Source organism: Pseudogemmobacter blasticus, from assembly GCF_003071405.1.
GTDB lineage: Bacteria > Pseudomonadota > Alphaproteobacteria > Rhodobacterales > Rhodobacteraceae > Pseudogemmobacter > Pseudogemmobacter blasticus.
Genome location: NZ_CP020470.1, coordinates 2711958 through 2733349, shown reverse-complemented (window position 1 = coordinate 2733349; position 21392 = coordinate 2711958). Strand labels below are relative to the sequence as shown.

Sequence of the window (21392 nt, the reverse complement as noted above, 5' to 3'; positions counted from 1 at the left end):
CCGGTCACGCCCAGCGGCAGGCCCCGGCGCAGACCGGGGCGGCGGCCACAATCGCGCGGGCGATCAGCGCCGGCACGTCGGGGTGCTGCCCGACAGCGGGCAGCAGGCGCCCGCCAAACCCGGCCTCGGCCAGCGCGGCGGGCAGGTCGGTGGTGACATGGCCGCCCGGCATGGCAAAGAACGGCAGGCAGACCGCATCGGCGCCATAGCCCGTGGCCAGTGCCAGCCGCGGGGTCTGGTCAATGAAGGCGGCCGCAGCCTCGGCCCCGGTCGCGGCGGTGATGCGGGCGGCAAGGTGCCGGGCAATGGCCGAGGGCGCGGGAGATTTCGAAGATCCATGCGCTGCCAGCAGCACCCGCGCGGCACGGCTTTGCGCCGCGATGCGCACCGCCAGATCCTGCACCGCCGGATCGCAGCCGAAGGGTTCCAGCACCTGCCAGCCTGTCGCCCCCGCTTCGGCCAGACGGGCGGGGATCAGGTGGCGGGTGAACCATCCCCCGGCCATGAACAGCGGAAACACCACGCCGGGCGCCCGCCCCGCCGTGGCCCGCGCCAGCGCACCGGGTTCCGCCAGCGTGGCGGCGGCAAGGTCATGGTTCGGCAGCAGGGCGGCCACCCGGTCGGCCAGCCGCGCCAGTTCGGCCGCCGCAGGCAGCGGGTCCGAGGGCTGGCCATGCGCCACGATCAGCGCGGCGGTCATGCGGGCGCCCCGCCGGCCAGCCGGTCGCGGCAATGGTCGATGAAGGCGCGGATCGTCAGCGCGCCCTTCGCGCCCTCGGTCAGCACCAGCCCCAGATCCAGCGGCGGCGGCCCTTGCAGCGGCACCGTCACCAGCGGCTGCCCGTCCGGCGCGGTTTCCGGTGCGGGGCGGATATTGGCGATGGAATAGCCGAACCCGTTGGCCACCATGGCCCGCATCACCCCGATGTCGCGCGTGCGTTCCACGATCTGCGGCTTCCGGCCCAGCGGGCGGAAGGTTTCCAGGAAGTAGTCGGTGGAAAACGGCAGGTCGAGCAGCACCATCGGCAAGGGCGCAAGATCGGCGGGCGTCACGCTGGCACGGGCGGCCAGCGGATGCCCCACCGGCAACAGCGCATAGGGCGGCAGGCTGATCAGCGGCACGAAGGACAGGTCGGGCGGAATGTCCAGATCGTAGGTCAGCGCGACATCCAGCCGGGCCTGCCGCAACCCTTCAAAGATTTCGGCCTGATGATGTTCGGACTGGCGGAAATCCACCTCGGGGAAACGGGCGGTGAAGCTGCGGCGTAGGCCCGGCAGCAGCACCTGCGCAAAGGTCACAAGGCAGCCCACCGACAAAGGGCCGCGCACCTGCCCGGTGATGGCATTGGCCAGATCGTTCAGCCGCCCCGCCGCGGCCAGCACGGCACGGGCCTCGTCCACGAACTGCCGCCCGCCTTGCGTCAGCGACAGGCCCTGCGCATGGCGCCGCACGAACAGCGGCAGCCCGAATTCCTGTTCAAGCTGGGCAATCGCGGTCGAGATCGAGGGCGACGAGACATTCACCCGATCCGCCGCTGCGGCGATCGACCCGGTCTCGCCGACGGCAACCAGGTATTCCAACTGTCGAAGGGTGAAGCGCAGCGCCATGCCGCGCAGGCTATCCGCCCGGCGGGCGGCGGGAAACCCCGTTTGTCACAGCCTATTCGTCGCCCGGCACACCGTACGAAGGCGCCGCGCGCGGGTCACGGGCGCGCTGGACATAGGCCGCCATCTGCGGCGCATAAACCGCCCAGGCGCGGGCAACCTCTTCGATGGGCGTGGCGGCATCGGACCAGTCGGCGCGCAGGCTGGCCACCGGCCAGCTTTCGCGGTCAACGATCAGCAGCCCGGCGGAATGAACAGGCCCCGCTTCGCCCCCGGCGGCGGCCCCGGCCTGCAAGGCGGCGACCAGCCGGTCCCCGAAATCGCCAGCGGCGGCGGCAAAGCCCGCAACCATGGCCTGCGGCACGGTCGGGTTGGCCAGCAGGTTGCCCCCCGCCACCACCCCCGGCCCTTCGGCCAGCGCCCAGACCCCCAGCGTCTGCGCGCCGGAATGGCAAGCGGTGCGGCCCTGCGCATCAACGCACAGAAGCTGGCGATAATCGACATGTGGCGCCTCGGCCACCACCTGCGCCATGGCCTGCGGCGCAGTCGCCCCGGCCTGCATCAGATCCAGCAAGCGCGGCCCAAGGGCGGGATCGGTGATGTTCTGCGTCGCCGCCACCCCCACCCCGGCGCGGGCATGTGCGCAACGCGCGGCAACCGCCGGCGATGAGGACGAGATCACCATGCCGAAACGGCCGGTCGTCGGGCAGCGGGCAAGCAGGGAAAAGGTCATGCGGCAGCTTTCCGGGGCTGGCCGCCGGGGGCGCTTCGCCCCCCGGCGGCGGAAGGGTCAATCGGGAATGACGGCGGTGGCGTCGATCTCGACCAGCCATTCGGGGCGGGCCAGGGCCACCACCACCAGGCCGGTACAGACCGGATGCACGCCGCGGATATAGTCGCCCATGGTGCGATAGACCGCTTCGCGGTGGCGGACATCGGTCAGATAGACCACCAGCTTGGTCACATGTTCCATCCGGCCGCCACATTCCTCGACCAGTTGGCGGATGTTCTGCATCACCTTGTGGGTCTGTTCGACCGGATCATGGCTGTCGATGTTTCTGGCGGTGTCCAGATCCTGCGGGCACTGGCCGCGCAGGAAGATGGTGGTCCCGCGGGCCACCACGGCCTGCGCCAGATCATTGTCCAGCTTCTGCTCGGGGTAGGTGTCTTTCGTGTTGAACTTGCGGTGGCGGATATGGGCCATCATGGTCCTTTCGGGGTGTCTTGCGGCGTCTTGCGGGCCCGGATTCAGGGCATCCGCGAGGCGATCCAGCGGGCGAAATCGTAGTTCGGGCGCTCCAGGTGGCTCAGGGCGCCCGGCGCGGACAGGTCGGCGCAGAGGCCGCGATAGACCCGCTCGACACAGCCCTTGTCTTCCAGGTTCACCTCATCCAGCAGGGTCTTCAACTGCGCCAGATGCGCCGGCGCCTCGGGGTCGGCGATCCAGTCCGCGCTCATCCCGCCGCCGAACAGCACATGCACCCGGCCGGGGCCTTTCGGTGTCAGCGACAGATACCAGAAATAGCCCGGCGTCAGGGTGATCAGCAGGCTGGGATAGATCGCCAGCAGCCAGGTGATCCGGCGTTCGTCGCCTTGCAGGGCGGTGTTCGACGGATGCGCCAGCGACAGCGGCAGCGAATCGTTCTTGACGATCCAGTGGTGGTTGAAGGCGGCATCGCCTTCAGGGCAGGTCATCAGGTTCAGGTCGCAGGTGCCGCCGATGGTGGCCTCATGGCAGACCGGCAGGTGGTAGCTTTCCATGAAGTTCTCGGCCAGCACCTTCCAGTTGGTGTCCCAGTCGAACTCTTCGCGGAAGACCTCGGAATAGGTTTCCATCGGCAGATAGCCGACCAGCCGGTCCACCGCGGCCAGCGTTTCCGCCGGGGGCGGCGCGTCGGGGTTCAGCGTGACCATGATCCAACCGCGCCAGTTTTCCACCCGGATCGCCGGCAGGCGAATCTGGTCGCGGCAGAAACTTTCGTTCCGGGCCATCGCCGGGGCGCCGCGCAGGCTGCCATCCAGGTTGTAGGTCCAGGCATGGTAGCTGCAGACGATGCTGCGCACATTGCCGCGGCCTTGCAGCAGGGTGCTCATCCGGTGGCGGCAGACGTTCGACAGGCCGCGCAAACTGCCGTCACGGTCGCGCAGGATGATGACCGGCTCGCCCGCGATCTCCATCGTCAGATAGTCGCCGGGGTTCGGCAGCGCCTCGGCCCGGCCCGCACACAGCCATTCGGCGGCAAAGATATGGCGGGTTTCCAGCTCGGCAAATCCCGGCGAGGTATAGACCGATTTCGGCATGGCCTGCGCACGTTCGAACGGCAGCGCGACATTGGCACGCAATTCCTGCAAGGCGGGGTCATGGGCGGTCATGTGGCGGCCTTTTGCGAACGGGGATCAGGGGACACAGGAAAGAAATCACCCAGATTCACGTTTTGGAAAAGGACGTTGTGGCAGAGCCGTGATTAGGTTGCTCCTAAGCAAGGGCGAAATGCCGGCGCACGGCGGCGGCCACCGCCTCGGCCAGCACGGGGTTCGCCTCGGGGCCATAGTGAACGCCGTCGATCGGGCTGACGCGAACCATGGCTCCGGCATCCAGCCAGGGCACGCCGATGCGCTGCGCCATCTCGGCGATGCGTGCGCCCAGAACCTGAGATTTCGCCGCCCCGCCCCGGAACATCCCGGCCAGCACGCCGACCTCAAGAACAGGCGGCGGCGCGATCAGCAGAACACCGGGGGCGGCCCCGCCCGGGCCTGCGCCCGAGGTGCGGATCACCCCGACCAGCCGTTCCAGCGACAGGGCGATGTCATCGGCATTGACCGAAAAACGCTCTTTCAGGTCATTGGTGCCCAGCATGACCACCACCGCATCAACCGGGCGATGCGATTCCAGAAGCGCGGGCAGCACCCGCAGCCCGTTGCGATGCGCGCCTTCGATCGGGTCGTCATGCAGCGTGGTGCGGCCGGGATGGCCCTCGGCAATCACCTCCCAATCGGGCAGCAGGGCGCGCAGGCGGCCGGGCCAGCGTTCGCCGGGGCCATAGCGGCCCTGATCGCCCAGCGATGCCACCGGCATCGTGCCATGGGTGTTGGAATCGCCAAACAGAAGCAGGGTGCGTGTCATGTGGTCCCTCATGCAGCCGGGCGCCCAGCTTAACCGGGTCTGGCGGCAGGGAAAGGCCCCAAGCCCTTTCCACTTGGCCAAATACCCCTGGGGGGGGCGCGGAACGCGCGCGGGGGGCAGCGCCCCCGTTGCCCGCTGTTACCGGGGCCGCAGCGCCAGCAGATCCTGCACCGTGCCGGCCGGGCGGCACAGACGGGTGCCCCAGGGCGTGGCAACGAAGGGGCGTTCCACCAGCGTCGGATGCACGATCATGGCCTCGATCAGCCCCTGTTCCGACATCTCGGGCGCGGTCAGGCCCATGTCTTCCGCCGGCGTGCCGCGGGTGCGCAGCGCCTGCCGCGCGGTCAGCCCGGCGTCGGCGAAAAGCCTGCGCAGGTCTTCCGCCCGCCAGCCCGGCTTGCGTGCATCCACCACCTGCGGGGTCAGCCCCGCCTCGCGCAGGGCGGCCAGCACCTTGCGCGAGGTGCCGCAGTTCGGGTTGTGCCAGATCGTGACGGTCATGGGATCACCTCGAATCTATCGACATCCACCAGCCCGTGATCGGTGATCTTGAGATGCGGGATCACCGGCAGGGCCAGGAAGGCCAGTTGCAGGAAGGGTTCCTCCAGCGTGACGCCAAGGCTGTGGGCGGCGGCGCGCAGGGGGATGAGGGCATCGCGCACCTCTTCGAAGGACAGCAGGCTCATCAGCCCGGCCACCGGAAGGGCCAGTTCCGCCAGCACCTTGCCGCCTTCGGCCACGACGAACCCGCCCTCGATCTCGGTCAGGCGGTTGGCGGCCAGCGCCATGTCGGCGTAATCGGCGCCCACGACGGCGATGTTGTGATGGTCATGGCAGACGGTCGAGGCGATGGCGCCGCGTTTCAGCCCGAAGCCCTGCACGAAGCCGGTGGCGCGGTTGCCGTTGCGGCCATGGCGTTCGATCACCGCGATTTTCACCAGATCGCGGTCCAGATCGGGGCGCTTGTCGCCATCGACCGGCGGGATGTCGAAGGTCAGGTGCGGCGTGATGATCTTGCCGGGCAGGATGCCGATCACGGGGGTTTCCACCCGGTTGCCGCCGGTGCGGAAATCCTGCGGCGTCACCCGTGGCGCCTTGACCGAGGCGCGGGCGACGGGCGCGGTGGTCGGCCTTGCGGCAAAGGCGGCGGGGGTCAGTTCCACCCCACGGGCAAAGACGCGGCTGGCGTGGCAGGTTTCCAGACTGTCGATCACCGCGATGTCGGCGCGCTTGCCCGGCGCGATCAGCCCGCGATCCTTGAGTCCGAAGGCCTCGGCCGCCGAGAGGCTAGCGGCGCGATAGACGGCAAGCGGCGGGCAGCCCAGCGCAATCAGGCTGCGGATCATGTAATCCAGGTGGCCATGTTCGGCGATGTCCAGCGGGTTGCGGTCATCGGTGCAGAGGCAGAGATAGGGCGAATGGCGTTCCGTCAGGATCGGGGCCAGCGCGTGCATGTCCTTGGAAACGCTGCCTTCCCGGATCAGGACGCGCATCCCCTTGCGCAGTTTTTCCAGCGCCTCGGCCGCCGTGGTCGCCTCATGCTCGGTGCGGATGCCGGCGGCGATATAGCCGTTCAGATCGGCCCCGCGGAGGAGGGGGGCGTGGCCGTCGATGTGGCGGCCGCGGAAGGCCTGCAGCTTGGCGAGGCAGGCTTCGTCTTTCATCAGAACGCCGGGGAAATTCATGAATTCCGCCAGGCCGATGACCTGCGGATGGTCCTTCAGCGGCAGGAGATCGGCGGCCTCAAGCCGGGCCCCGGCGGTTTCCATATGGGTCGAGGGCACGCAGGAGGACAGTTGAACCCGGATGTCGATCAGGGTTTGTGCTGCGGAATCAAGGAAGTACCGGATGCCGGTCAGGCCGCAGACATTGGCAATTTCATGCGGGTCGCAGATCACCGTGGTCACGCCGCGCGGGCCGACGCAGCGGTCGAATTCATGCGGGGTGACGAGCGAGCTTTCGATATGCAGGTGGGTGTCGATGAAACCCGGCACCAGCACCTGACCGGAAACGTCTGTTTCGCGTATGCCTGTATAGCTGCCAAACGTACCGACGATGGTGTCACCACAGATCGCCACGTCGGTTTCGACCAGATCGCCGGTGATCAGGTCGAAGACGCGGCCGCCCTTCAGCACCAGGTCGGCGGGGGTCAGGCCACGGCCCTGGTCGATCAGGCGGGATAGCGGTTCTTGCATGGGGCACCTCCGGGCGGACAGCAAAGCCGCAAGGCAAGGCGGCGTCCAGAGGGATTGCGCCCCGGCGGTCCGCGTGATTCATCGTAACCGGAAGGAGACCGCGATGCCCACCCATGACCGGCCGCTGCGCGGCATTGCGCTGAAACTTGGCTCGGTGCTGATCTTCATCGTGATGTCGGCGATGATCAAGACGACCTCGGCCCATGTGCCCGGCGGGCAGGCGGTGTTCTTCCGGTCGTTCTTTGCCATTCCGGTGATCGTGGGCTGGCTGCTGTGGCGGCGCGAGCTGTCATCGGGGCTGCGGACGGACAACCCGCTGGGCCATGTCTGGCGCGGCTTTGCCGGGACGGTGGCCATGGGCCTTGGCTTTGCCAGCCTGGGCTATCTGCCGCTGCCCGAGGTGACGGCCATCGGCTATGCCGCGCCGCTGCTGACGGTGATCTTTGCCGCGATGTTCCTGGGCGAGGAAGTCCGCGCCTTCCGCATCGGGGCGGTGGCGCTGGGGCTGCTGGGGGTGCTGATCGTGCTCAGCCCCCGGCTTTCAGTGCTGCACGGCGCCGAGACCGGCCATGCCGAGGCCTTCGGCGCCAGCCTTGTGCTGACCAGCGCGGTCTTTGCCGCCCTGGCGCAGGTGTTCGTGCGGAAGCTGGTGCAGACCGAAAAGACCCCGACCATCGTGTTCTGGTTTTCCGTGACCGCAACCGTGCTGTCGCTGGCTACCCTGCCCTTCGGCTGGGTCTGGCCCACCCCGGGCGAGACGGCGTTCCTTGTCGCCTCGGGGCTGCTGGGGGGTGTGGGGCAGATCCTGCTGACCTCCAGCTATCGCGAGGCGGATGCCTCGCTGGTAGCGCCGTTCGACTATGCCTCGATGATCTTTGCGCTGCTGATCGGCTATTTCATCTTTGCCGAGGTGCCGACGCTGACCATGCTGGGCGGGGCGACGCTGGTCATTCTGGCGGGCATCCTGATCATCTGGCGCGAACGCCGGCTGGGGCTGGAACGCGCCCGCCAGCGCAAGGCGATGACCCCGCAGGGATAGGCTACCCCTGCCGGACGGGGGCGTTCTGGTCGATCAGATAGCGGTGCGACAGGGGAATGGCCGCCGCGCCAAGGGCGCGGGCATCGGCCCCCACGGTGCCTTCGCGGATTACGGGCGGATCGACGCCGGCCAGATCCAGCGCCTTGAACGCCGCTTCGGTGGCCTGCACCAGTTCGGCGCGCACCGAGACAGGCATCCAGCCATCCAGAATGACGGCCTCGATTTCAACCAGGGCGGCGGCGTTCAGCGTGGCATGGGCCAGGCCCTGCGCGGCGCTGGCAAGCCAGCGGTCCAGCAGCGGGCGCGACACCTGCCAGTGCTGGTGCTGTTCCCAGATATGGTCGCTGGATTCGCCCGCCTCCTCCATCGTTTCGGCCAGCACGTTCAGCGAGGCCACTTCCAGCAGCCGAAGCAGGCGGCCATCGGGACCGGGCACCAGCATGGGGCCAACGCCGGCGGCATTGCCGGTGCGGCCCAGGAAAAGCTGGCCGTTCATCACCAGCCCGCCACCGATGAAGGTGCCCAGGTAGAAATGCAGGAAATCCTTGGGCCGGTCGCCGGTGCCGAAGATCAGCTCGGCCCCGCAGGCCGAGGTGGCATCGTTCTGCACATGCACCGGCAGGCCCAGCAGGGCCGACAGGTCGGCGCCGATGTCGCGGTGGCGCCAGGCATCCATCGCCTGTTGCGGGGCGCCGATGATGGTGACCCAGTTCCAGAGCTGGAACGGGATCGCCACCCCCATGCCGGTGACGCGGGCGCGTTCATCCGCGCCCAGCGGGGCCACCAGGGCGGGCGCGGCCTCGGCCACGAAGGCCACCACGGCATCGGGCGTGGGGTAGCGATAGGTCTTGCGGCGGGCGGCGCGGATGCGACCGAGAAAGTCGATCAGGATCAGATCGGCCGACCGGCGCCCGACCTTGAGCCCGAAGAAGAACGCCCCCCCGGCGGCCAGCGACATGGGCACCGAGGGCTGGCCCACCCGGCCCCGGATCGGTTCGCCCCGGGTCAGCAGCCCGTCCTGTTCCAGTTGCCGCATGATGACCGACACGGTTTGCGCCGAAAGCCCGGTCATGCGGGCGATGTCGGATTTCGCCAGCGCCTCATGCCGGCGCACCAGGCTGAGGACCAGGCGTTCGTTATGCGCCCGCATCCCTGACTGGTTGGTGCCGCGCAGACCCGCCTCATCCGGCACGGGTCGCAGGTCGGCGGCGGTGTCGACGGCGTATCTCACGTTTCCCCCCAATCCCCGCCGGTGCGCGGGGTCTGACCAGAGTGCGGAAGAAACGGGCAATCTGTCAATAATAAATCAGAGTGATTTAATTATCTTGACGCAAGGCCGGGAATCGGCTTTCCTGTGCCCGTCGCAGCGGGAGAGACGGGCTGCGCCAGGAATCGAAACGGGGGGCGCCTGCCCCCCTTCCGTGGGAGGAAGCAGATGAAATTCACCACCAAGGCCCTGATGGGCGCGGCCACTGTTGCGCTGCTGTCGGCGGCGCCGGCGCTGGCCGATGGCGTGACCGCGTGCCTGATCACCAAGACCGACACCAACCCGTTCTTCGTGAAGATGAAGGAAGGCGCCGAGGCCAAGGCCAAGGAACTGGGCGTCACGCTGAAAGCCTATGCCGGCAAGGTGGACGGCGACCATGACAGCCAGGTTGCGGCGATTGAAAGCTGCATCGCCGATGGCGCCAAGGGCATCCTGATTGCCGCCTCGGACACCAAGGCGATCGTCGATCAGGTGAAGAAGGCGCAGGCCGCCGGCATGGTGGTGATCGCGCTGGACACGCCGCTTGACCCGGCCGATGCCGCCGACGCCACCTTCGCCACCGACAACCTTGAGGCCGGCAAGCTGATCGGGGCCTGGGCCGCCGCCACGCTGGGCGACAAGGCCAAGGATGCCAAGGTGGGCTTTCTGGACCTGACGCCGTCGCAGCCCACGGTGGACGTGCTGCGCGACCAGGGCTTCATGATCGGCTTCGGCATCGACCCGAAAGACCCCGCCAAGATTGGCGACGAGGACGATCCGCGCATCGTGGGCCATGACGTGACCAACGGGAACGAGGAAGGTGGCCGCAAGGCGATGGAGAACCTTCTGCAGAAAGACCCCGACATCAACGTGATCCACACGATCAACGAACCCGCCGCCGTGGGCGCCTATCAGGCGCTGAAGGCCGTGGGCAAGGAGAACGACGTGCTGATCGTGTCGGTCGATGGCGGCTGCCCCGGCGTGGCGGCGGTGAAGGACGGCCAGATCGGCGCCACCTCGCAGCAATACCCGCTGATGATGGCCGCTCTGGGCGTGGAAGCGATCAAGAAATGGGCCGACGAAGGCGTGAAGCCGCAGCCGACCCCGGGCAAGGACTTCTTCGATACCGGCGTGACCCTGGTCACCGACAAGCCGGCCGAAGGCGTGCCCTCGGTCGATACCGCCAAGGGCACCGAGTTGTGCTGGGGCTGAGGCGGACCGCCTGATCCGAAAATCTTGTGCGGGGGCCGGTGCCCCTGCATGATCCCGCTCGGGGAGGAGGGCGGCCTTCTGGGGCCGCCCTTGTTGCAAGCGTCGGCAGGTTTGCCGGGGGACAAGGGGGGAAGATGAGCCAGCCACAGGAATTCGAGAAGGTTCTGACCGGCAGCGCGACGACCGTCGCACAGTTCGAGGAGCCGAAAAGCGGGCTGAAGAAGTTGCAGCACATGCTGCACGGCAACCCGGCCCTGGTGCCGCTGATCGTGCTGGTGGCGCTGGTGCTGTTCTTTGGCATTGCCAAGGGCGAGCGGTTCTTTTCCGCCTATACGCTGACGCTGATCATGCAGCAGGTCGCGGTGGTGGGCATCCTGGCCGCGGCGCAGACGCTGGTGGTGCTGACGGCGGGGATCGACCTGGCCATCGGCGTGATCATGGTCTTTTCCTTCGTCATCATGGGCAACGCCGTGCTGTCCTATGGCCTGCCCTGGCCGCTGGCCATTCTGGCCGGCTTTGCAATGGCGGGCTTCTGGGGCTTCGTGAACGGCTTCCTGGTGTCGCGGCTGAAGCTGCCGCCGTTCATCGTGACGCTGGGCACCTGGAACATCGTGATGGCGATCTGCCTGATCTATTCCGCCAACGAGACGATGCGCGAAGCCGACCTGACCGCCATCACCGGGGCGCTGCACATCTTCGGCACGCCGATCAAGATTGGCGGCGCGGTGATCACGCTGGGCGTGCTGGCGATGATCGGGCTGTATGTCGCGCTGTGGTACATGCTGAACTACACCGCCTTCGGCCGCCACATCTATGCCGTGGGCGATGATTCCGACGCCGCCGACCTGGCTGGTATCCGCAGCAACAACATCCTGCTGAAGACCTATACGCTGGCGGGGCTGATCGCAGGGCTGGCGGCCTGGGTGTCGATCGGGCGGAATGGGTCGATCTCGCCTTCCACGGTGACGACCGACTACAACCTTCAGGCCATCACCGCGACGGTGATCGGGGGCATCTCGCTGTTCGGCGGGCGCGGCTCGATTCTGGGGGTGCTGTTCGGCACGCTGATCGTGGGCGTGATGAGCATGGGCCTGAACATGCTGAACGCCGATCCGCAATGGAAGGTGCTGCTGACGGGTGGGCTGATCATCGGCGCGGTTGCCGTGGACCAGTGGATCCGCAAGGTCTCGGGCTGAGGGAGAGCGACAGATGGAACCCATTCTCACCGGACGCGGGCTGGTCAAGCGTTATGGCCGCGTGACCGCGCTGGACCATGCCGATTTCGACCTGTACCCCGGCGAAATCCTGGCGGTGATCGGCGACAACGGCGCCGGCAAGTCGACCCTGATCAAGGCGCTGTGCGGTGCCGTGATCCCGGACGAGGGCGAGATCATGCTGGAAGGCAAGCCCGTCCAGTTCACCAACCCGATGCAGGCCCGCGATGCCGGCATCGAGACGGTGTATCAGACGCTGGCCATGTCACCGGCGCTGTCCATCGCCGACAACATGTTCATGGGGCGCGAGTTGCGCAAACCGGGCGTGATGGGCAAGGTATTCCGCCAGCTTGACCGCCCCCGGATGGAGGCTTTTGCCAGGGCGAAGCTGTCGGAACTGGGGCTGATGACGATCCAGAACATCAACCAGGCGGTGGAAACGCTGTCGGGCGGCCAGCGGCAGGGCGTGGCCGTGGCGCGGGCCGCGGCCTTCGGGTCCAAGGTGGTGATCATGGACGAACCCACCGCCGCGCTGGGGGTCAAGGAAAGCCGCCGCGTGCTGGAGTTGATCCTGGATGTGAAGAAGCGCGGGCTTCCGATAATTCTGATCAGCCACAACATGCCGCATGTGTTCGAGGTGGCCGACCGCATCCACATTCACCGCCTGGGCAAGCGGCTGTGCGTGATCGACCCCAAGGAATACACCATGTCCGACGCGGTGGCCTTCATGACCGGCGCCAAGGTGCCCGAGCATGTGATGGCATGACGCCAGACGGGCTGACAAAACTGATCCGCGCCCGCGCCGATGGGCCTGGGCGGTTTCTGGTGGCGCTGGCCGGGCCGCCGGCCAGCGGAAAATCGACGCTGGCGGCCCGGCTGGCGACCGACCTGTCGCCGGGCGCCCGCGTGGTGCCGATGGACGGTTTCCATTATGACGACGCGGTGCTGACCGCGCGCGGCCTGCGGGCGCGCAAGGGATCGCCGCCCACCTTTGATGCCGCGGGCTTCGTTCACCTGATCCGCCGCCTGCGGACCGAGGATGAGGTGGCCATCCCGATCTTTGACCGCAGCATGGAACTGTCGCGCGCGGCGGCCGATGTGGTGGGGCCGGACGACCGCATCCTGATTGTCGAGGGCAATTATCTGCTGCTGGATCAGGCGCCGTGGAACGCGCTGCCGGCGCTGTTCGACCTGACGGTGTTCCTTGACGTGCCCGAGGTTGAACTGGTGCGCCGTCTGACCGCGCGCTGGCGCGACCACGGCAAGGACGACGCGGCCGCGCGCGACTGGATCGCGTCGAACGACCTGCCGAATGCGCTGACCGTGATCCGCGAGTCCCGCCCGGCCGAGATTGTTCTTCGGGGCTTCTGACGCGGTTTTCGGGCCGCAAACCCTTGACACCCCCCGCGATGTGCCCAAGTTGAGGCGAAACCCGCCGCGACGCGCGCGACAGCCGCCCGCCACGCCACGACGAGGAACACCGCCCGCATGTCCCCTGCCCTGATCGCCGCGCTTCCGTTCCTTGGCGCGCTTTTGCCTGCCATTGCCGCGCGGGCGGGCCGGTCGGCGGCGGCGCTGGCGGCGGGGGCCGTGACACTGGCCGCGCTGGCGGGGCTGCTGTCCCATGCCCCGACGGTGCTGGCCGGCGGGGCAGTCACGGCGCATCTGGACTGGGTGCCCTCGCTGGGGCTGGCCGCCAGTTTCCGGCTGGACGGGCTGTCGCTGATGTTCGCCGGGCTGATCCTGGGGATCGGGGCGCTGATCATCCTGTATGCCCGGTTCTACCTGGCCGAGGATGAGGATGTGGGGCGGTTCCTGTCCACGCTTCTGATGTTCCAGGGCGCGATGACCGGGGTGGTGCTGACCGACAACATCCTGATGCTGCTGGTGTTCTGGGAACTGACCTCGCTGTCGTCCTTCCTGTTGATCGGCTGGTGGCAGGACCGGCCCGAAGGCCGGCAGGGCGCGCGGATGGCGCTGGCGGTGACGGGCGGCGGCGGGCTGGCAATGATTGCCGGGATGATGATCCTGGGCCAGATCGCCGGGTCTTACGAGATTTCCGAAATCGTCGCCCGCGGGGCCGAGATCAAGGCAAGCCCGCTGTATCTGCCCGCGCTGGTGCTGATCCTGATCGGGGCCTTCACCAAATCGGCCCAGTTCCCGTTCCATTTCTGGCTGCCCCATGCCATGGCCGCGCCGACGCCGGTGTCGGCCTATCTTCATTCTGCCACCATGGTAAAGGCCGGGCTTTACCTGATGGCGCGGCTGTGGCCGGCGCTGGCGGGCACGCCGGAATGGACGGCGATTGTCGCCACCGCCGGGCTGGTGACCATGCTGGTCGGCGCCAAGATCGCCTTTTTCAAGGACGACCTGAAGGCGCTGCTGGCCTTTTCCACGGTCAGCCATCTGGGGCTGATCACCTTTCTGCTGGGGCTTGGCACCAAGGCGGCGGCCACGGCGGCGATGCTGCACATCCTGGCCCATGCCAGCTTCAAGGCGGCGCTGTTCATGGTGGCGGGGATCGTCGATCACGCCGCGCATACCCGCGACATCCGGCGGCTGGGCGGCCTGGCCCGCGCGATGCCGGTGACCTTTGCGCTGGCCGCGGTGGCCGCGCTGTCGATGGCGGGGATACCGCCGCTGAACGGCTTTCTGTCGAAAGAGGCGATGCTGACCGAGGCGGCGGCAAGCGGGCTGCTGGTGGCGGCGCTGGCGACCATCGGGGCGATGTTCTCGGTGGCCTATTCGCTGCGTTTTCTGGCGCATACCTTCCTGGGCCAGCCGCGAAAGGCGCTGGCGCATCCGCCGCATGACCCCGGCCCCGGCCTTTGGGCGGCGCCGGCGGTGCTGGTGGGGATCGTCATCGCCTCGGGCCTGCTGCCGATGGCGACCTTCGGGCCCTTTGTCGATGCGGCGGCCAGCGCGGTGACGGGCGGGCCGGTCCATGCCCATCTGGCGCTGTGGCACGGGCTGGAACCGCCGGCGCTGTGGCTGTCGCTGGCGGCGGTGGGCGGCGGCCTGATGGTGCTGGGCGGCTGGCCGCGCCTGCGGGCGCTGTGGGATGCCGCCCCGCGCCCCGAGGCGAAGGCGATGTTCGATGCCACGCTGTCGGGGCTGGTGTCGCTGGCCCGCATGGTGACAGACGCGCTGCACGGCGGCGGCCTGCCGCGGGCGCTGGCGATCACCACGGCGGCGCTGCTGGCGGGCGGGGCCTGGGCCTTCCTGACGGGCAGCCACAGCCCCGGCACCCGCGCGATGCTGCCGCTTGAGGCCGCGCCGATGGTGATCTGGGCCGTCCTGATGGCGGCCACGCTGGCGGTGGCCGCGCTGCACCGCAACCGCCTGCTGGCGTTGCTGTTGACCGGGATCGTCGGACTGCTGCTGGCGGCGGCCTTCGCCTGGGCCTCGGCCCCCGATCTGGCGCTGACGCAGATCGCGGTCGAGGTGGTGGCGATCCTGCTGATGCTGCTGGCGCTGAACTTCCTGCCGCGCCAGACCCCGGTGGAAAGCAGCCGGCTGCGCCGCGCGCGCGATCTGGGGCTGGCCGCGCTGGCCGGGGTGGGCACCGGGGCGCTGGCCTTTGCGCTGATGACGCGCGAGGCGGCCTTTGCGCCGATTTCCGCCTTTCACTGGGCGCAGTCCAAGCCGGGCGCGGGCGGCACCAATGCGGTGAACACGATCATCGTCGATTTCCGCGGCTACGACACCTATGGCGAGATCATCGTGCTGGGCATCGCCGCGCTGGTGATCTTTGCGCTGGCCGAAACGCTGCTGGCCAGCCGCAGCGCCACCGCGCGGCTGGCCGCGCTGGACACCGGCGGCAATGCGGGCGATCCGCATCCGGTGATGACGGCGATCGGCCTGCGCTTCCTGCTGCCGATGGCGCTGATGGTGGGGGTGTATCTGTTCCTGCGCGGGCACAACCTGCCGGGGGGCGGCTTTGTCGCCGGGCTGGTCTTCGCCATTGCGCTGCTGCTGCAATACCTGGCCTCGGGCTATGTGTGGTCGTCGCGCCGCCGGCGGTTCGACAGCCATGCGCTGATCGGGGCGGGCGTGCTGGTCGCCACGGCCACGGGGGCCGGGGCCTGGGTGTTCGGCCTGCCGTTCCTGACCTCGGGCTATACCTATGTGAAACTGCCGGGGATCGAGAAGTTCGAGCTGGCCACCGCGGCGCTGTTCGATCTGGGCGTGTTCTTCTGCGTGCTGGGCGCGGTTCTGCTGGCGATTGCCACGCTGTCGCGGCTGGCCCAGCACACGCCCGACCGCGAAAGGAGGGGTGGCTGATGGAGGCCCTGTTCGCCATTGCCATCGGGGCGCTGACCTTTACCGGGGTCTATCTGATGCTGCGGCTGCGCAGCTTTCCGATGATCCTGGGGCTGACCTTCATTTCCTATGCGGTCAACCTGTTCCTGTTCATCTCGGGGCGGCTGCGCAGCGGGGCGGCGCCCATCGTCGGCACGACCGACACGCCGGCAGACCCGCTGCCGCAGGCGCTGGTGCTGACCGCCATCGTGATTTCCTTCGGCATGACCGCCGTCATCGTGATGATGTCGCTGGGCGCCAGGTTCGAAGGCGGCGATGACCGGGTGGATGGCGGCAGCGACGGGCCCGGCAACCGGCCGGAGAAGACGCAATGACCGGCGACTGGATCATTGCCCCCGTGGTGCTGCCGGCGGCGCTGGCCGGGCTGGCGCTGCTGTTCGCGCGGCGAAACCTTGCGCTGGCGCGCGGCATTTCGCTGGCGGGAACGGGCGCGCTGCTGGCGCTGGCGATCTGGGCGGTGGCCACGACCGGCGACCCGCAGGTTTACCGGCTGGGCAACTGGCCCGCGCCCTTTGGCATCGTGCTGGTGCTGGACGGGCTGTCGGCCTTGATGCTGCTGCTGACGGCGGGGCTGGCCCTGACGGTTCTGGTGCAGGCCGTGACCACCGGGCGCGACCGGAAGGGGCCGCATTTCCACGCGCTTTGGCTGTTTCAGGTGATGGGGCTGAACGGCGCCTTCCTGACCGGCGACGCCTTCAACCTGTTCGTGTTCTTCGAAGTGCTGCTGATCGCGTCTTACGGGCTGATGGTGCATGGCGGCGGGGCCGGGCGTTACCGCGCCGGCATTGCCTATATCGCGGTCAATCTGGTGGGATCGACGCTGTTCCTGTTCGCGCTGGCCACCGTCTATGCGGTGATGGGCACGCTGAACATGGCCGATCTGGCGGTGAAGCTGGCCGAGTTGCCGCCGGGCGATCAGGCGCTGATGCGGCTGGCGGCGGTGCTTTTGCTGATGGTCTTTGCGGTCAAGGGCGCGCTGGTGCCGTTGCAGGTCTGGCTGCCCGGCACTTATGCCAATGCGCCGGGTGTGGTGGCGGCGCTGTTTGCGGTGATGACCAAGGTTGGCGCCTATGCCGCCATCCGCTTTGGCACGCTGGTGTTTCCGCCCGGCAATGCCGCCACCGGCGACATCCTGTCTGACCTGATCCTGCCGGCGGCGGTGCTGACCATGGCGGTGGGCGGGCTGGGGGTGCTGGCGTCGCGCGGGGTGGCGCGGGTGGCGGGTTATGCGGCGATTGCCTCGATGGGCACGGCCTTTGTCGCCATCGCGGGCTTTACCGCGCCCGGCCTTGGCGCGGCGCTGTATTACATCGCCCATTCCACCTTTGCCGGGGCGCTGCTGTTTCTGGTGTCCGACCTGGTGACCGCCCGCAAACGCGGCGCGCGGCTGCCGGGCGGGCTGGCCGCGCTGTTCCTGATTGCCGCGGTTGCGGTGGCCGGTCTGCCGCCGCTGTCGGGCTTCATCGGCAAGCTGTTCGTGATGCAGGCCACGGCGGACCATGCCGCGCTGATCTGGTCGGCGGTGCTGGGCACTTCGTTCCTGCTGGTGCTGGGGCTGTCGCGCTGCGGATCAAGGCTGTTCTGGAAGGCGGACGATGCCCCTGCCCCCCGGCTGAGTGCGGGGGAACTGGTCGGGCCGCTATGGCTGACCGTGACGCTGATCGGGATGACGGTCTGGGCCGCCCCGATCAGGGCGCATCTGGATGGCATCGTGGCCGGCCTGCTGAACCCGGCCGCGATCATCGCCGCCAATACGCTGGGGGCCGTGCCATGATCCGCCGCCTGATTCCGCATCCGGGCCTGTCGGTCTTTCTGGCGCTGTTCTGGCTGGTGCTGGCCAATAGCTGGACGGTCGGCAGCCTGATCGTGGCGCTGGTTCTGGGCATCACCGTGCCGCTGATCACCCGGCCCTGGTGGCCGGACCGGCCGCGCGTGGCGCGGCCCTGGCTGCTGGTGCCCTATGCGGTGCTGGTGCTGTGGGATGTGATCGTTGCCAATTTCCAGGTGGCGCGGGTGATCCTGTTCCTGCCGAAGGATCGCATCCGGTCAACCTTCATTGCCGTGCCGGTGGATCTGACCGCGCCCGAGGCGATTTCCATCCTGGCCGGAACCATCACCATGACCCCCGGCACCGTGACCGCCGACTGGGCCGCCGACGGGCGCACACTGCTGATCCACGCGCTGCACGCCCCCGACCCCGACGCCGTGCGCGACGACATCAAGACCCGATACGAAGCCCGGCTGAAAAGGATTTTCGGATGATCCTCGGATATGCCCTGACCTTTGCCATGGGATGCTTTTCGCTGGCGCTGCTGATGAACCTGTGGCGCATCGCCAGCGCCCCCACCATGGCCGACCGCATCCTGGCCGTGGATACGATGACGGTGAACGTGATCGCGCTGATCACGCTTTATGGTGCCTGGATGGGAACCTCGATCCTGTTCGAGGTGACGATGCTGCTGGCGATGACCGGCTTTGTCGCCACCGTGGCCTTTGCCAAGCACATCCTGCGCGGGAGCATCATCGAATGATCCTGATGCTGCTGGAATGGGGCCTTGCGGCCATGCTGGTGGGAGGCGGGATCTTCGCGCTGATCGGAAGCTGGGGCCTGCTGCGCCTGCCAGACCCGATGCAGCGCCTTCATGCGCCGACCAAGGCCACCACTGTGGGCGTCGGCGCGGCGCTGGTCGCGTCGGGGCTGGGCCTGACGCTGACCGATGGCGTCATCTCGCTGCAAGAGGCGCTGGTGGCGGTGTTCCTGTTCGTGACCGCGCCCCTGTCGGCGCTGTGGCTGGCACGGGTGCATCTGTGGCAGCGGGTGCCAAAGGACAGCCTGCCGCCGCCGGTCAGCGGCGACTGGGCGGTGTTTCACGGGGCCGATGCCGCCGATCCCGCCGGGCGGACCGGCGACAAGCCGCCGCGATAGGCTAGAACAGCGCGGCGTTCAGCAGCAGGTGAACGCCGATGGACGCAAGATAGCCCAGCGCCACCGCCCAGCTCCATTTCAGATGCGCGCCGAAGGTATAGACGCCGCGCGCCTGCCCCATCAGCGCCACCCCCGCCGCCGAGCCGATCGACAGCAGCGACCCGCCGGTGCCGCAGGTCAGCGTGATCAGCAGCCATTCGCCGTCGGACATCGACGGGTCCATCGTCAGCACGGCGAACATCAGCGGAATGTTGTCGATGATGGCCGACAGCACGCCCAGGATGACGTTCGCGGTTGTCGGACCCAGGTCGGTGAACAACAGGTCCGAGGCCAGCGAAAGATAGCCCAGCACCCCCAGCCCGCCGACGGCAAAGATGATGCCGAAGAAGAAGAGCAGCGTGTCCCATTCCACGCGCTGCACTTCCTTGAAACTGTCCAGCACGAACTCTTCGTCGTTGCGGCGCTGGCCGGTCAGCCGCAGCCAGTAGGAGAACATCTGCAACAGCCCCAGCCCCAGCATCATGCCCAGCGCGGGCGGCAGGTGGAGAAAGTTCTTGAAGCTGACGGCAATGGCGATGGTCAGGCCGAACAGCGCCACCACGCCCCACATGCCGGGCTTGGCCTTGGCGCGGTCGGTCACGGCGGGGGGCTTTTCGTTCGGGATGGCGAAATACAGGATCGCCGCCGGCACCGCCCAGTTCACCGCCGAGGGCAGGAACAGATCGAAGAACTCGAAGAAGCTGAGCTTTTCGGCCTGCCAGACCATCAGCGTGGTGATGTCTCCGAAGGGGCTGAACGCGCCCCCGGCGTTCGAGGCGACCACGGTCGAGATGCAGCCCAGCGTGACGAAGCGCGGATTGTCCCGCCCCAGCGCCATGACCACGGTGCCGATGACCAGCGCCGTCGTCAGGTTGTCCAGCACCGAGGACAGGAAGAAGGCCAGCACGCCGGTCAGCAGGAACAGCGGCCGGTAGCCCAGGCCCCGGCCGATCAGCCAGGCGCGCAGCACGTCGAAGGTGCGGCGTTCCTCCATGGTGTTGACGTAGGTGATGGCCACCAGCAGGAACAGGAACAGCTCGCCATATTCCTCGATGATCTCGCGCGCGTGGCGGCCGGCGCTTTCGGTATCGCCCATGCCCAGGAAGGCTAGGCCGATCAGAGCCCAGATCAGCCCCGCCGCCAGCATGACCGGCTTGGATTTCCGCATGTGGGTGGATTCTTCGAAGACCACCAGCAGATAGGCGGCCACGAAAATGATCACCGAGGCGATGCCCGCCCAGTGCGTTGTCAGATCAATCTCAGGCATGATGTCGCGAACCCCTCACGGCCCGTCTTGCGCGGGCGCCGTCGCGGCCAGACAAGGCACCTTTCGCGGGGCACCGTCAAGCGGCGGCGGAAACCTGACCATATGGTCAAAACAAACCGCCAATCCGCTTGCCAGCCGCCGGGCCGTCATGGCATCGTCGGCGCCGCGCTTATGCGGGCGGAGGACCCCCGGTTGACCACGCTTTCCCCTGAAACGGCCGCGACCGGCCTTCTGCCGCAGCTTGCCCATGCCCGCAATCCGGGCATGGCGCTGGATCTGGACTGGGTGGCCGGCGTGCAGGCCAATACCTCGGCCATCGAACGGCGCTGCGCCACGCTGGGCGGGCGGCGGTCGGTCAAGAAGGACTGGCAGGCGGCCTGGCTTTTGAAGGCGATCTCGCTGATCGACCTGACCACGTTGTCGGGCGACGATACCCCCGGCCGGGTGGAACGGCTCTGCGCCAAGGCCCGCCAGCCGGTGCGCCCCGACATGCTGGACGCCCTGGGGATGACCGGCCTGACGGTGGGCGCGGTCTGCGTCTACCATGACATGGTGGAAACCGCCGTGCGCTGCCTTGAGGGCACGCGCATCCCCGTCGCCGCCGTTTCGACCGGCTTTCCCGCCGGCCTGTCGCCCTGGCGCCTGCGCATCGCCGAAATCGGCGAAAGCGTGAAGGCGGGCGCGAAAGAGATCGACATCGTGATTTCGCGCCGCCATGTGCTGACCGGCAACTGGCAGGCGCTGTATGACGAGATGCGCGAGATGCGCGCCGCCTGCGGCGAGGCGCATGTCAAGGCGATCCTGGCCACCGGCGAATTGCAGACGCTGCGCAATGTCGCCCGCGCCTCGCTGGTCTGCATGATGGCGGGGGCCGATTTCATCAAGACCTCGACCGGGAAAGAGGCGGTGAACGCCACCCTTCCGGTCACGCTGACGATGATCCGCGCCATCCGCGACTATCAGGACCGCACCGGCCACAAGGTCGGCTACAAGCCGGCGGGCGGCATTTCCAAGGCCAAGGATGCGCTTCTGTATCTGGCCCTGATGAAGGACGAACTGGGTGCGCCCTGGCTGCAACCCGACCTGATGCGCTTCGGCGCCTCGTCCCTGCTGGGCGACATCGAGCGGCAGTTGGAGCACCACCTGACCGGCGCCTATTCCGCCGGCTACCGCCATGCGCTGGCCTGACATGGCCCCGCAAG

Annotated in this window: 22 protein-coding genes; 12 read left to right on the top strand and 10 right to left on the bottom strand. The window is 68.0% G+C overall.

Going from position 1 to position 21392, the window contains the following annotated elements:
- Window positions 1-4 precede the first annotated feature (4 nt).
- The 8 genes from B6K69_RS13335 to ade all read right to left on the bottom strand — a co-directional run bounded on the left by B6K69_RS13335 (window position 5) and on the right by ade (window position 6924).
- The gene (locus B6K69_RS13335) at window positions 5-700 is read right to left on the bottom strand and encodes a sirohydrochlorin chelatase (protein ID WP_108644123.1); all 696 of its coding nucleotides are present in this window, start codon (window positions 698-700) and stop codon (window positions 5-7) included.
- On the bottom strand, window positions 697-1608 hold the full coding sequence (locus B6K69_RS13330) for a LysR family transcriptional regulator (protein ID WP_107673551.1): 912 nt from the start codon (window positions 1606-1608) through the stop codon (window positions 697-699). The genes B6K69_RS13335 and B6K69_RS13330 overlap by 4 nt, the downstream gene beginning before the upstream one ends.
- A 52-nt stretch (window positions 1609-1660) precedes the next feature.
- Window positions 1661-2338 carry a DUF1028 domain-containing protein gene (locus B6K69_RS13325; protein WP_108644122.1) on the bottom strand — a complete coding sequence of 226 codons (678 nt, stop codon included), beginning with the start codon at window positions 2336-2338 and terminating at the stop codon, window positions 1661-1663.
- Between the two features lie 57 nt (window positions 2339-2395).
- A complete protein-coding gene (locus B6K69_RS13320) occupies window positions 2396-2809 on the bottom strand; it encodes a RidA family protein (RefSeq protein WP_107673631.1) in 414 nt (137 codons plus the stop codon).
- A gap of 44 nt (window positions 2810-2853) precedes the next feature.
- The gene (locus tag B6K69_RS13315; protein ID WP_108644121.1) at window positions 2854-3978 is read right to left on the bottom strand and encodes an aromatic ring-hydroxylating oxygenase subunit alpha; all 1125 of its coding nucleotides are present in this window, start codon (window positions 3976-3978) and stop codon (window positions 2854-2856) included.
- Window positions 3979-4081: 103 nt separating this feature from the next.
- A complete protein-coding gene (locus B6K69_RS13310; protein ID WP_108644120.1) occupies window positions 4082-4729 on the bottom strand; it encodes a GDSL-type esterase/lipase family protein in 648 nt (215 codons plus the stop codon).
- Between the two features lie 138 nt (window positions 4730-4867).
- Window positions 4868-5230 (bottom strand): arsenate reductase family protein, encoded by a 363-nt coding sequence (locus B6K69_RS13305; protein WP_108644119.1) that lies wholly within the window; start codon window positions 5228-5230, stop codon window positions 4868-4870.
- Window positions 5227-6924, bottom strand: a complete 1698-nt coding sequence (ade, locus tag B6K69_RS13300) for an adenine deaminase (RefSeq protein ID WP_108644118.1) — start codon at window positions 6922-6924, stop codon at window positions 5227-5229. Before ade ends, B6K69_RS13305 begins: the two co-directional genes overlap by 4 nt.
- A 103-nt stretch (window positions 6925-7027) precedes the next feature.
- Here ade and B6K69_RS13295 point away from each other — a divergent pair, with 103 nt between their 5' ends.
- Entirely contained in the window at window positions 7028-7963 is a 936-nt protein-coding gene (locus tag B6K69_RS13295) for a DMT family transporter (protein ID WP_108644117.1), read from the top strand.
- A 1-nt stretch (window position 7964) separates the two neighbouring features.
- Here B6K69_RS13295 and B6K69_RS13290 read toward each other — a convergent pair whose 3' ends face one another.
- Window positions 7965-9113: an ROK family transcriptional regulator gene (locus B6K69_RS13290; protein ID WP_108644931.1), complete on the bottom strand. Its 1149-nt coding sequence runs from the start codon at window positions 9111-9113 to the stop codon at window positions 7965-7967.
- 285 nt (window positions 9114-9398) lie between these two features.
- Here B6K69_RS13290 and B6K69_RS13285 point away from each other — a divergent pair, with 285 nt between their 5' ends.
- The 10 genes from B6K69_RS13285 (at window position 9399) to mnhG (ending at window position 18884) form a co-directional block, all read left to right on the top strand.
- On the top strand, window positions 9399-10421 hold the full coding sequence (locus B6K69_RS13285; protein ID WP_107673558.1) for a sugar ABC transporter substrate-binding protein: 1023 nt from the start codon (window positions 9399-9401) through the stop codon (window positions 10419-10421).
- Between the two features lie 134 nt (window positions 10422-10555).
- Window positions 10556-11617, top strand: coding sequence for an ABC transporter permease (locus B6K69_RS13280; RefSeq protein WP_107673559.1), 1062 nt, complete (start codon window positions 10556-10558; stop codon window positions 11615-11617).
- Window positions 11618-11630: 13 nt separating this feature from the next.
- Complete coding sequence (locus tag B6K69_RS13275) at window positions 11631-12401, top strand: ATP-binding cassette domain-containing protein (protein WP_108644116.1); 771 nt, start codon at window positions 11631-11633, stop codon at window positions 12399-12401.
- Window positions 12398-13006: a nucleoside triphosphate hydrolase gene (locus B6K69_RS13270; protein ID WP_108644115.1), complete on the top strand. Its 609-nt coding sequence runs from the start codon at window positions 12398-12400 to the stop codon at window positions 13004-13006. The genes B6K69_RS13275 and B6K69_RS13270 overlap by 4 nt, the downstream gene beginning before the upstream one ends.
- 117 nt (window positions 13007-13123) lie before the next feature.
- A complete protein-coding gene (locus B6K69_RS13265; protein WP_108644114.1) occupies window positions 13124-15919 on the top strand; it encodes a monovalent cation/H+ antiporter subunit A in 2796 nt (931 codons plus the stop codon).
- A complete protein-coding gene (locus B6K69_RS13260) occupies window positions 15919-16272 on the top strand; it encodes a Na+/H+ antiporter subunit C (RefSeq protein WP_108644113.1) in 354 nt (117 codons plus the stop codon). The genes B6K69_RS13265 and B6K69_RS13260 overlap by 1 nt, the downstream gene beginning before the upstream one ends.
- Window positions 16269-17732: a monovalent cation/H+ antiporter subunit D gene (locus tag B6K69_RS13255; protein ID WP_108644112.1), complete on the top strand. Its 1464-nt coding sequence runs from the start codon at window positions 16269-16271 to the stop codon at window positions 17730-17732. The genes B6K69_RS13260 and B6K69_RS13255 overlap by 4 nt, the downstream gene beginning before the upstream one ends.
- Window positions 17729-18220, top strand: a complete 492-nt coding sequence (locus B6K69_RS13250) for a Na+/H+ antiporter subunit E (protein WP_108644111.1) — start codon at window positions 17729-17731, stop codon at window positions 18218-18220. Before B6K69_RS13255 ends, B6K69_RS13250 begins: the two co-directional genes overlap by 4 nt.
- Window positions 18217-18489, top strand: a complete 273-nt coding sequence (locus B6K69_RS13245) for a K+/H+ antiporter subunit F (protein ID WP_108644110.1) — start codon at window positions 18217-18219, stop codon at window positions 18487-18489. Before B6K69_RS13250 ends, B6K69_RS13245 begins: the two co-directional genes overlap by 4 nt.
- Entirely contained in the window at window positions 18486-18884 is a 399-nt protein-coding gene (mnhG, locus tag B6K69_RS13240; protein WP_228156735.1) for a monovalent cation/H(+) antiporter subunit G, read from the top strand. Before B6K69_RS13245 ends, mnhG begins: the two co-directional genes overlap by 4 nt.
- A gap of 1 nt (window position 18885) precedes the next feature.
- Here the strand turns inward: mnhG and nhaD are convergent, their stop codons facing one another.
- Window positions 18886-20190, bottom strand: a complete 1305-nt coding sequence (gene nhaD, locus B6K69_RS13235; protein WP_108644109.1) for a sodium:proton antiporter NhaD — start codon at window positions 20188-20190, stop codon at window positions 18886-18888.
- A 171-nt stretch (window positions 20191-20361) separates the two neighbouring features.
- Here nhaD and deoC point away from each other — a divergent pair, with 171 nt between their 5' ends.
- Window positions 20362-21378 carry a deoxyribose-phosphate aldolase gene (gene deoC / locus B6K69_RS13230; RefSeq protein WP_108644108.1) on the top strand — a complete coding sequence of 339 codons (1017 nt, stop codon included), beginning with the start codon at window positions 20362-20364 and terminating at the stop codon, window positions 21376-21378.
- The last annotated feature ends 14 nt before the right edge of the window (window positions 21379-21392 follow it).

What these genes read in the sequence shown, in the direction of transcription:
- mnhG (WP_228156735.1), top strand. Translation starts at nt 18,486, where the DNA reads ATGATCCTGATGCTGCTGGAATGGGGCCTTGCGGCCATGCTGGTGGGA.
- B6K69_RS13330 (WP_107673551.1), bottom strand. Translation starts at nt 1,608, where the DNA reads ATGGCGCTGCGCTTCACCCTTCGACAGTTGGAATACCTGGTTGCCGTC.
- B6K69_RS13315 (WP_108644121.1), bottom strand. Translation starts at nt 3,978, where the DNA reads ATGACCGCCCATGACCCCGCCTTGCAGGAATTGCGTGCCAATGTCGCG.
- B6K69_RS13305 (WP_108644119.1), bottom strand. Translation starts at nt 5,230, where the DNA reads ATGACCGTCACGATCTGGCACAACCCGAACTGCGGCACCTCGCGCAAG.
- B6K69_RS13255 (WP_108644112.1), top strand. Translation starts at nt 16,269, where the DNA reads ATGACCGGCGACTGGATCATTGCCCCCGTGGTGCTGCCGGCGGCGCTG.
- B6K69_RS13310 (WP_108644120.1), bottom strand. Translation starts at nt 4,729, where the DNA reads ATGACACGCACCCTGCTTCTGTTTGGCGATTCCAACACCCATGGCACG.
- nhaD (WP_108644109.1), bottom strand. Translation starts at nt 20,190, where the DNA reads ATGCCTGAGATTGATCTGACAACGCACTGGGCGGGCATCGCCTCGGTG.
- ade (WP_108644118.1), bottom strand. Translation starts at nt 6,924, where the DNA reads ATGCAAGAACCGCTATCCCGCCTGATCGACCAGGGCCGTGGCCTGACC.
- B6K69_RS13265 (WP_108644114.1), top strand. Translation starts at nt 13,124, where the DNA reads ATGTCCCCTGCCCTGATCGCCGCGCTTCCGTTCCTTGGCGCGCTTTTG.
- B6K69_RS13280 (WP_107673559.1), top strand. Translation starts at nt 10,556, where the DNA reads ATGAGCCAGCCACAGGAATTCGAGAAGGTTCTGACCGGCAGCGCGACG.
- B6K69_RS13290 (WP_108644931.1), bottom strand. Translation starts at nt 9,113, where the DNA reads ATGCGGGCGCATAACGAACGCCTGGTCCTCAGCCTGGTGCGCCGGCAT.
- B6K69_RS13275 (WP_108644116.1), top strand. Translation starts at nt 11,631, where the DNA reads ATGGAACCCATTCTCACCGGACGCGGGCTGGTCAAGCGTTATGGCCGC.
- B6K69_RS13260 (WP_108644113.1), top strand. Translation starts at nt 15,919, where the DNA reads ATGGAGGCCCTGTTCGCCATTGCCATCGGGGCGCTGACCTTTACCGGG.
- B6K69_RS13245 (WP_108644110.1), top strand. Translation starts at nt 18,217, where the DNA reads ATGATCCTCGGATATGCCCTGACCTTTGCCATGGGATGCTTTTCGCTG.
- B6K69_RS13250 (WP_108644111.1), top strand. Translation starts at nt 17,729, where the DNA reads ATGATCCGCCGCCTGATTCCGCATCCGGGCCTGTCGGTCTTTCTGGCG.
- B6K69_RS13285 (WP_107673558.1), top strand. Translation starts at nt 9,399, where the DNA reads ATGAAATTCACCACCAAGGCCCTGATGGGCGCGGCCACTGTTGCGCTG.
- B6K69_RS13335 (WP_108644123.1), bottom strand. Translation starts at nt 700, where the DNA reads ATGACCGCCGCGCTGATCGTGGCGCATGGCCAGCCCTCGGACCCGCTG.
- B6K69_RS13325 (WP_108644122.1), bottom strand. Translation starts at nt 2,338, where the DNA reads ATGACCTTTTCCCTGCTTGCCCGCTGCCCGACGACCGGCCGTTTCGGC.
- B6K69_RS13320 (WP_107673631.1), bottom strand. Translation starts at nt 2,809, where the DNA reads ATGGCCCATATCCGCCACCGCAAGTTCAACACGAAAGACACCTACCCC.
- deoC (WP_108644108.1), top strand. Translation starts at nt 20,362, where the DNA reads ATGCGGGCGGAGGACCCCCGGTTGACCACGCTTTCCCCTGAAACGGCC.
- B6K69_RS13295 (WP_108644117.1), top strand. Translation starts at nt 7,028, where the DNA reads ATGCCCACCCATGACCGGCCGCTGCGCGGCATTGCGCTGAAACTTGGC.
- B6K69_RS13270 (WP_108644115.1), top strand. Translation starts at nt 12,398, where the DNA reads ATGACGCCAGACGGGCTGACAAAACTGATCCGCGCCCGCGCCGATGGG.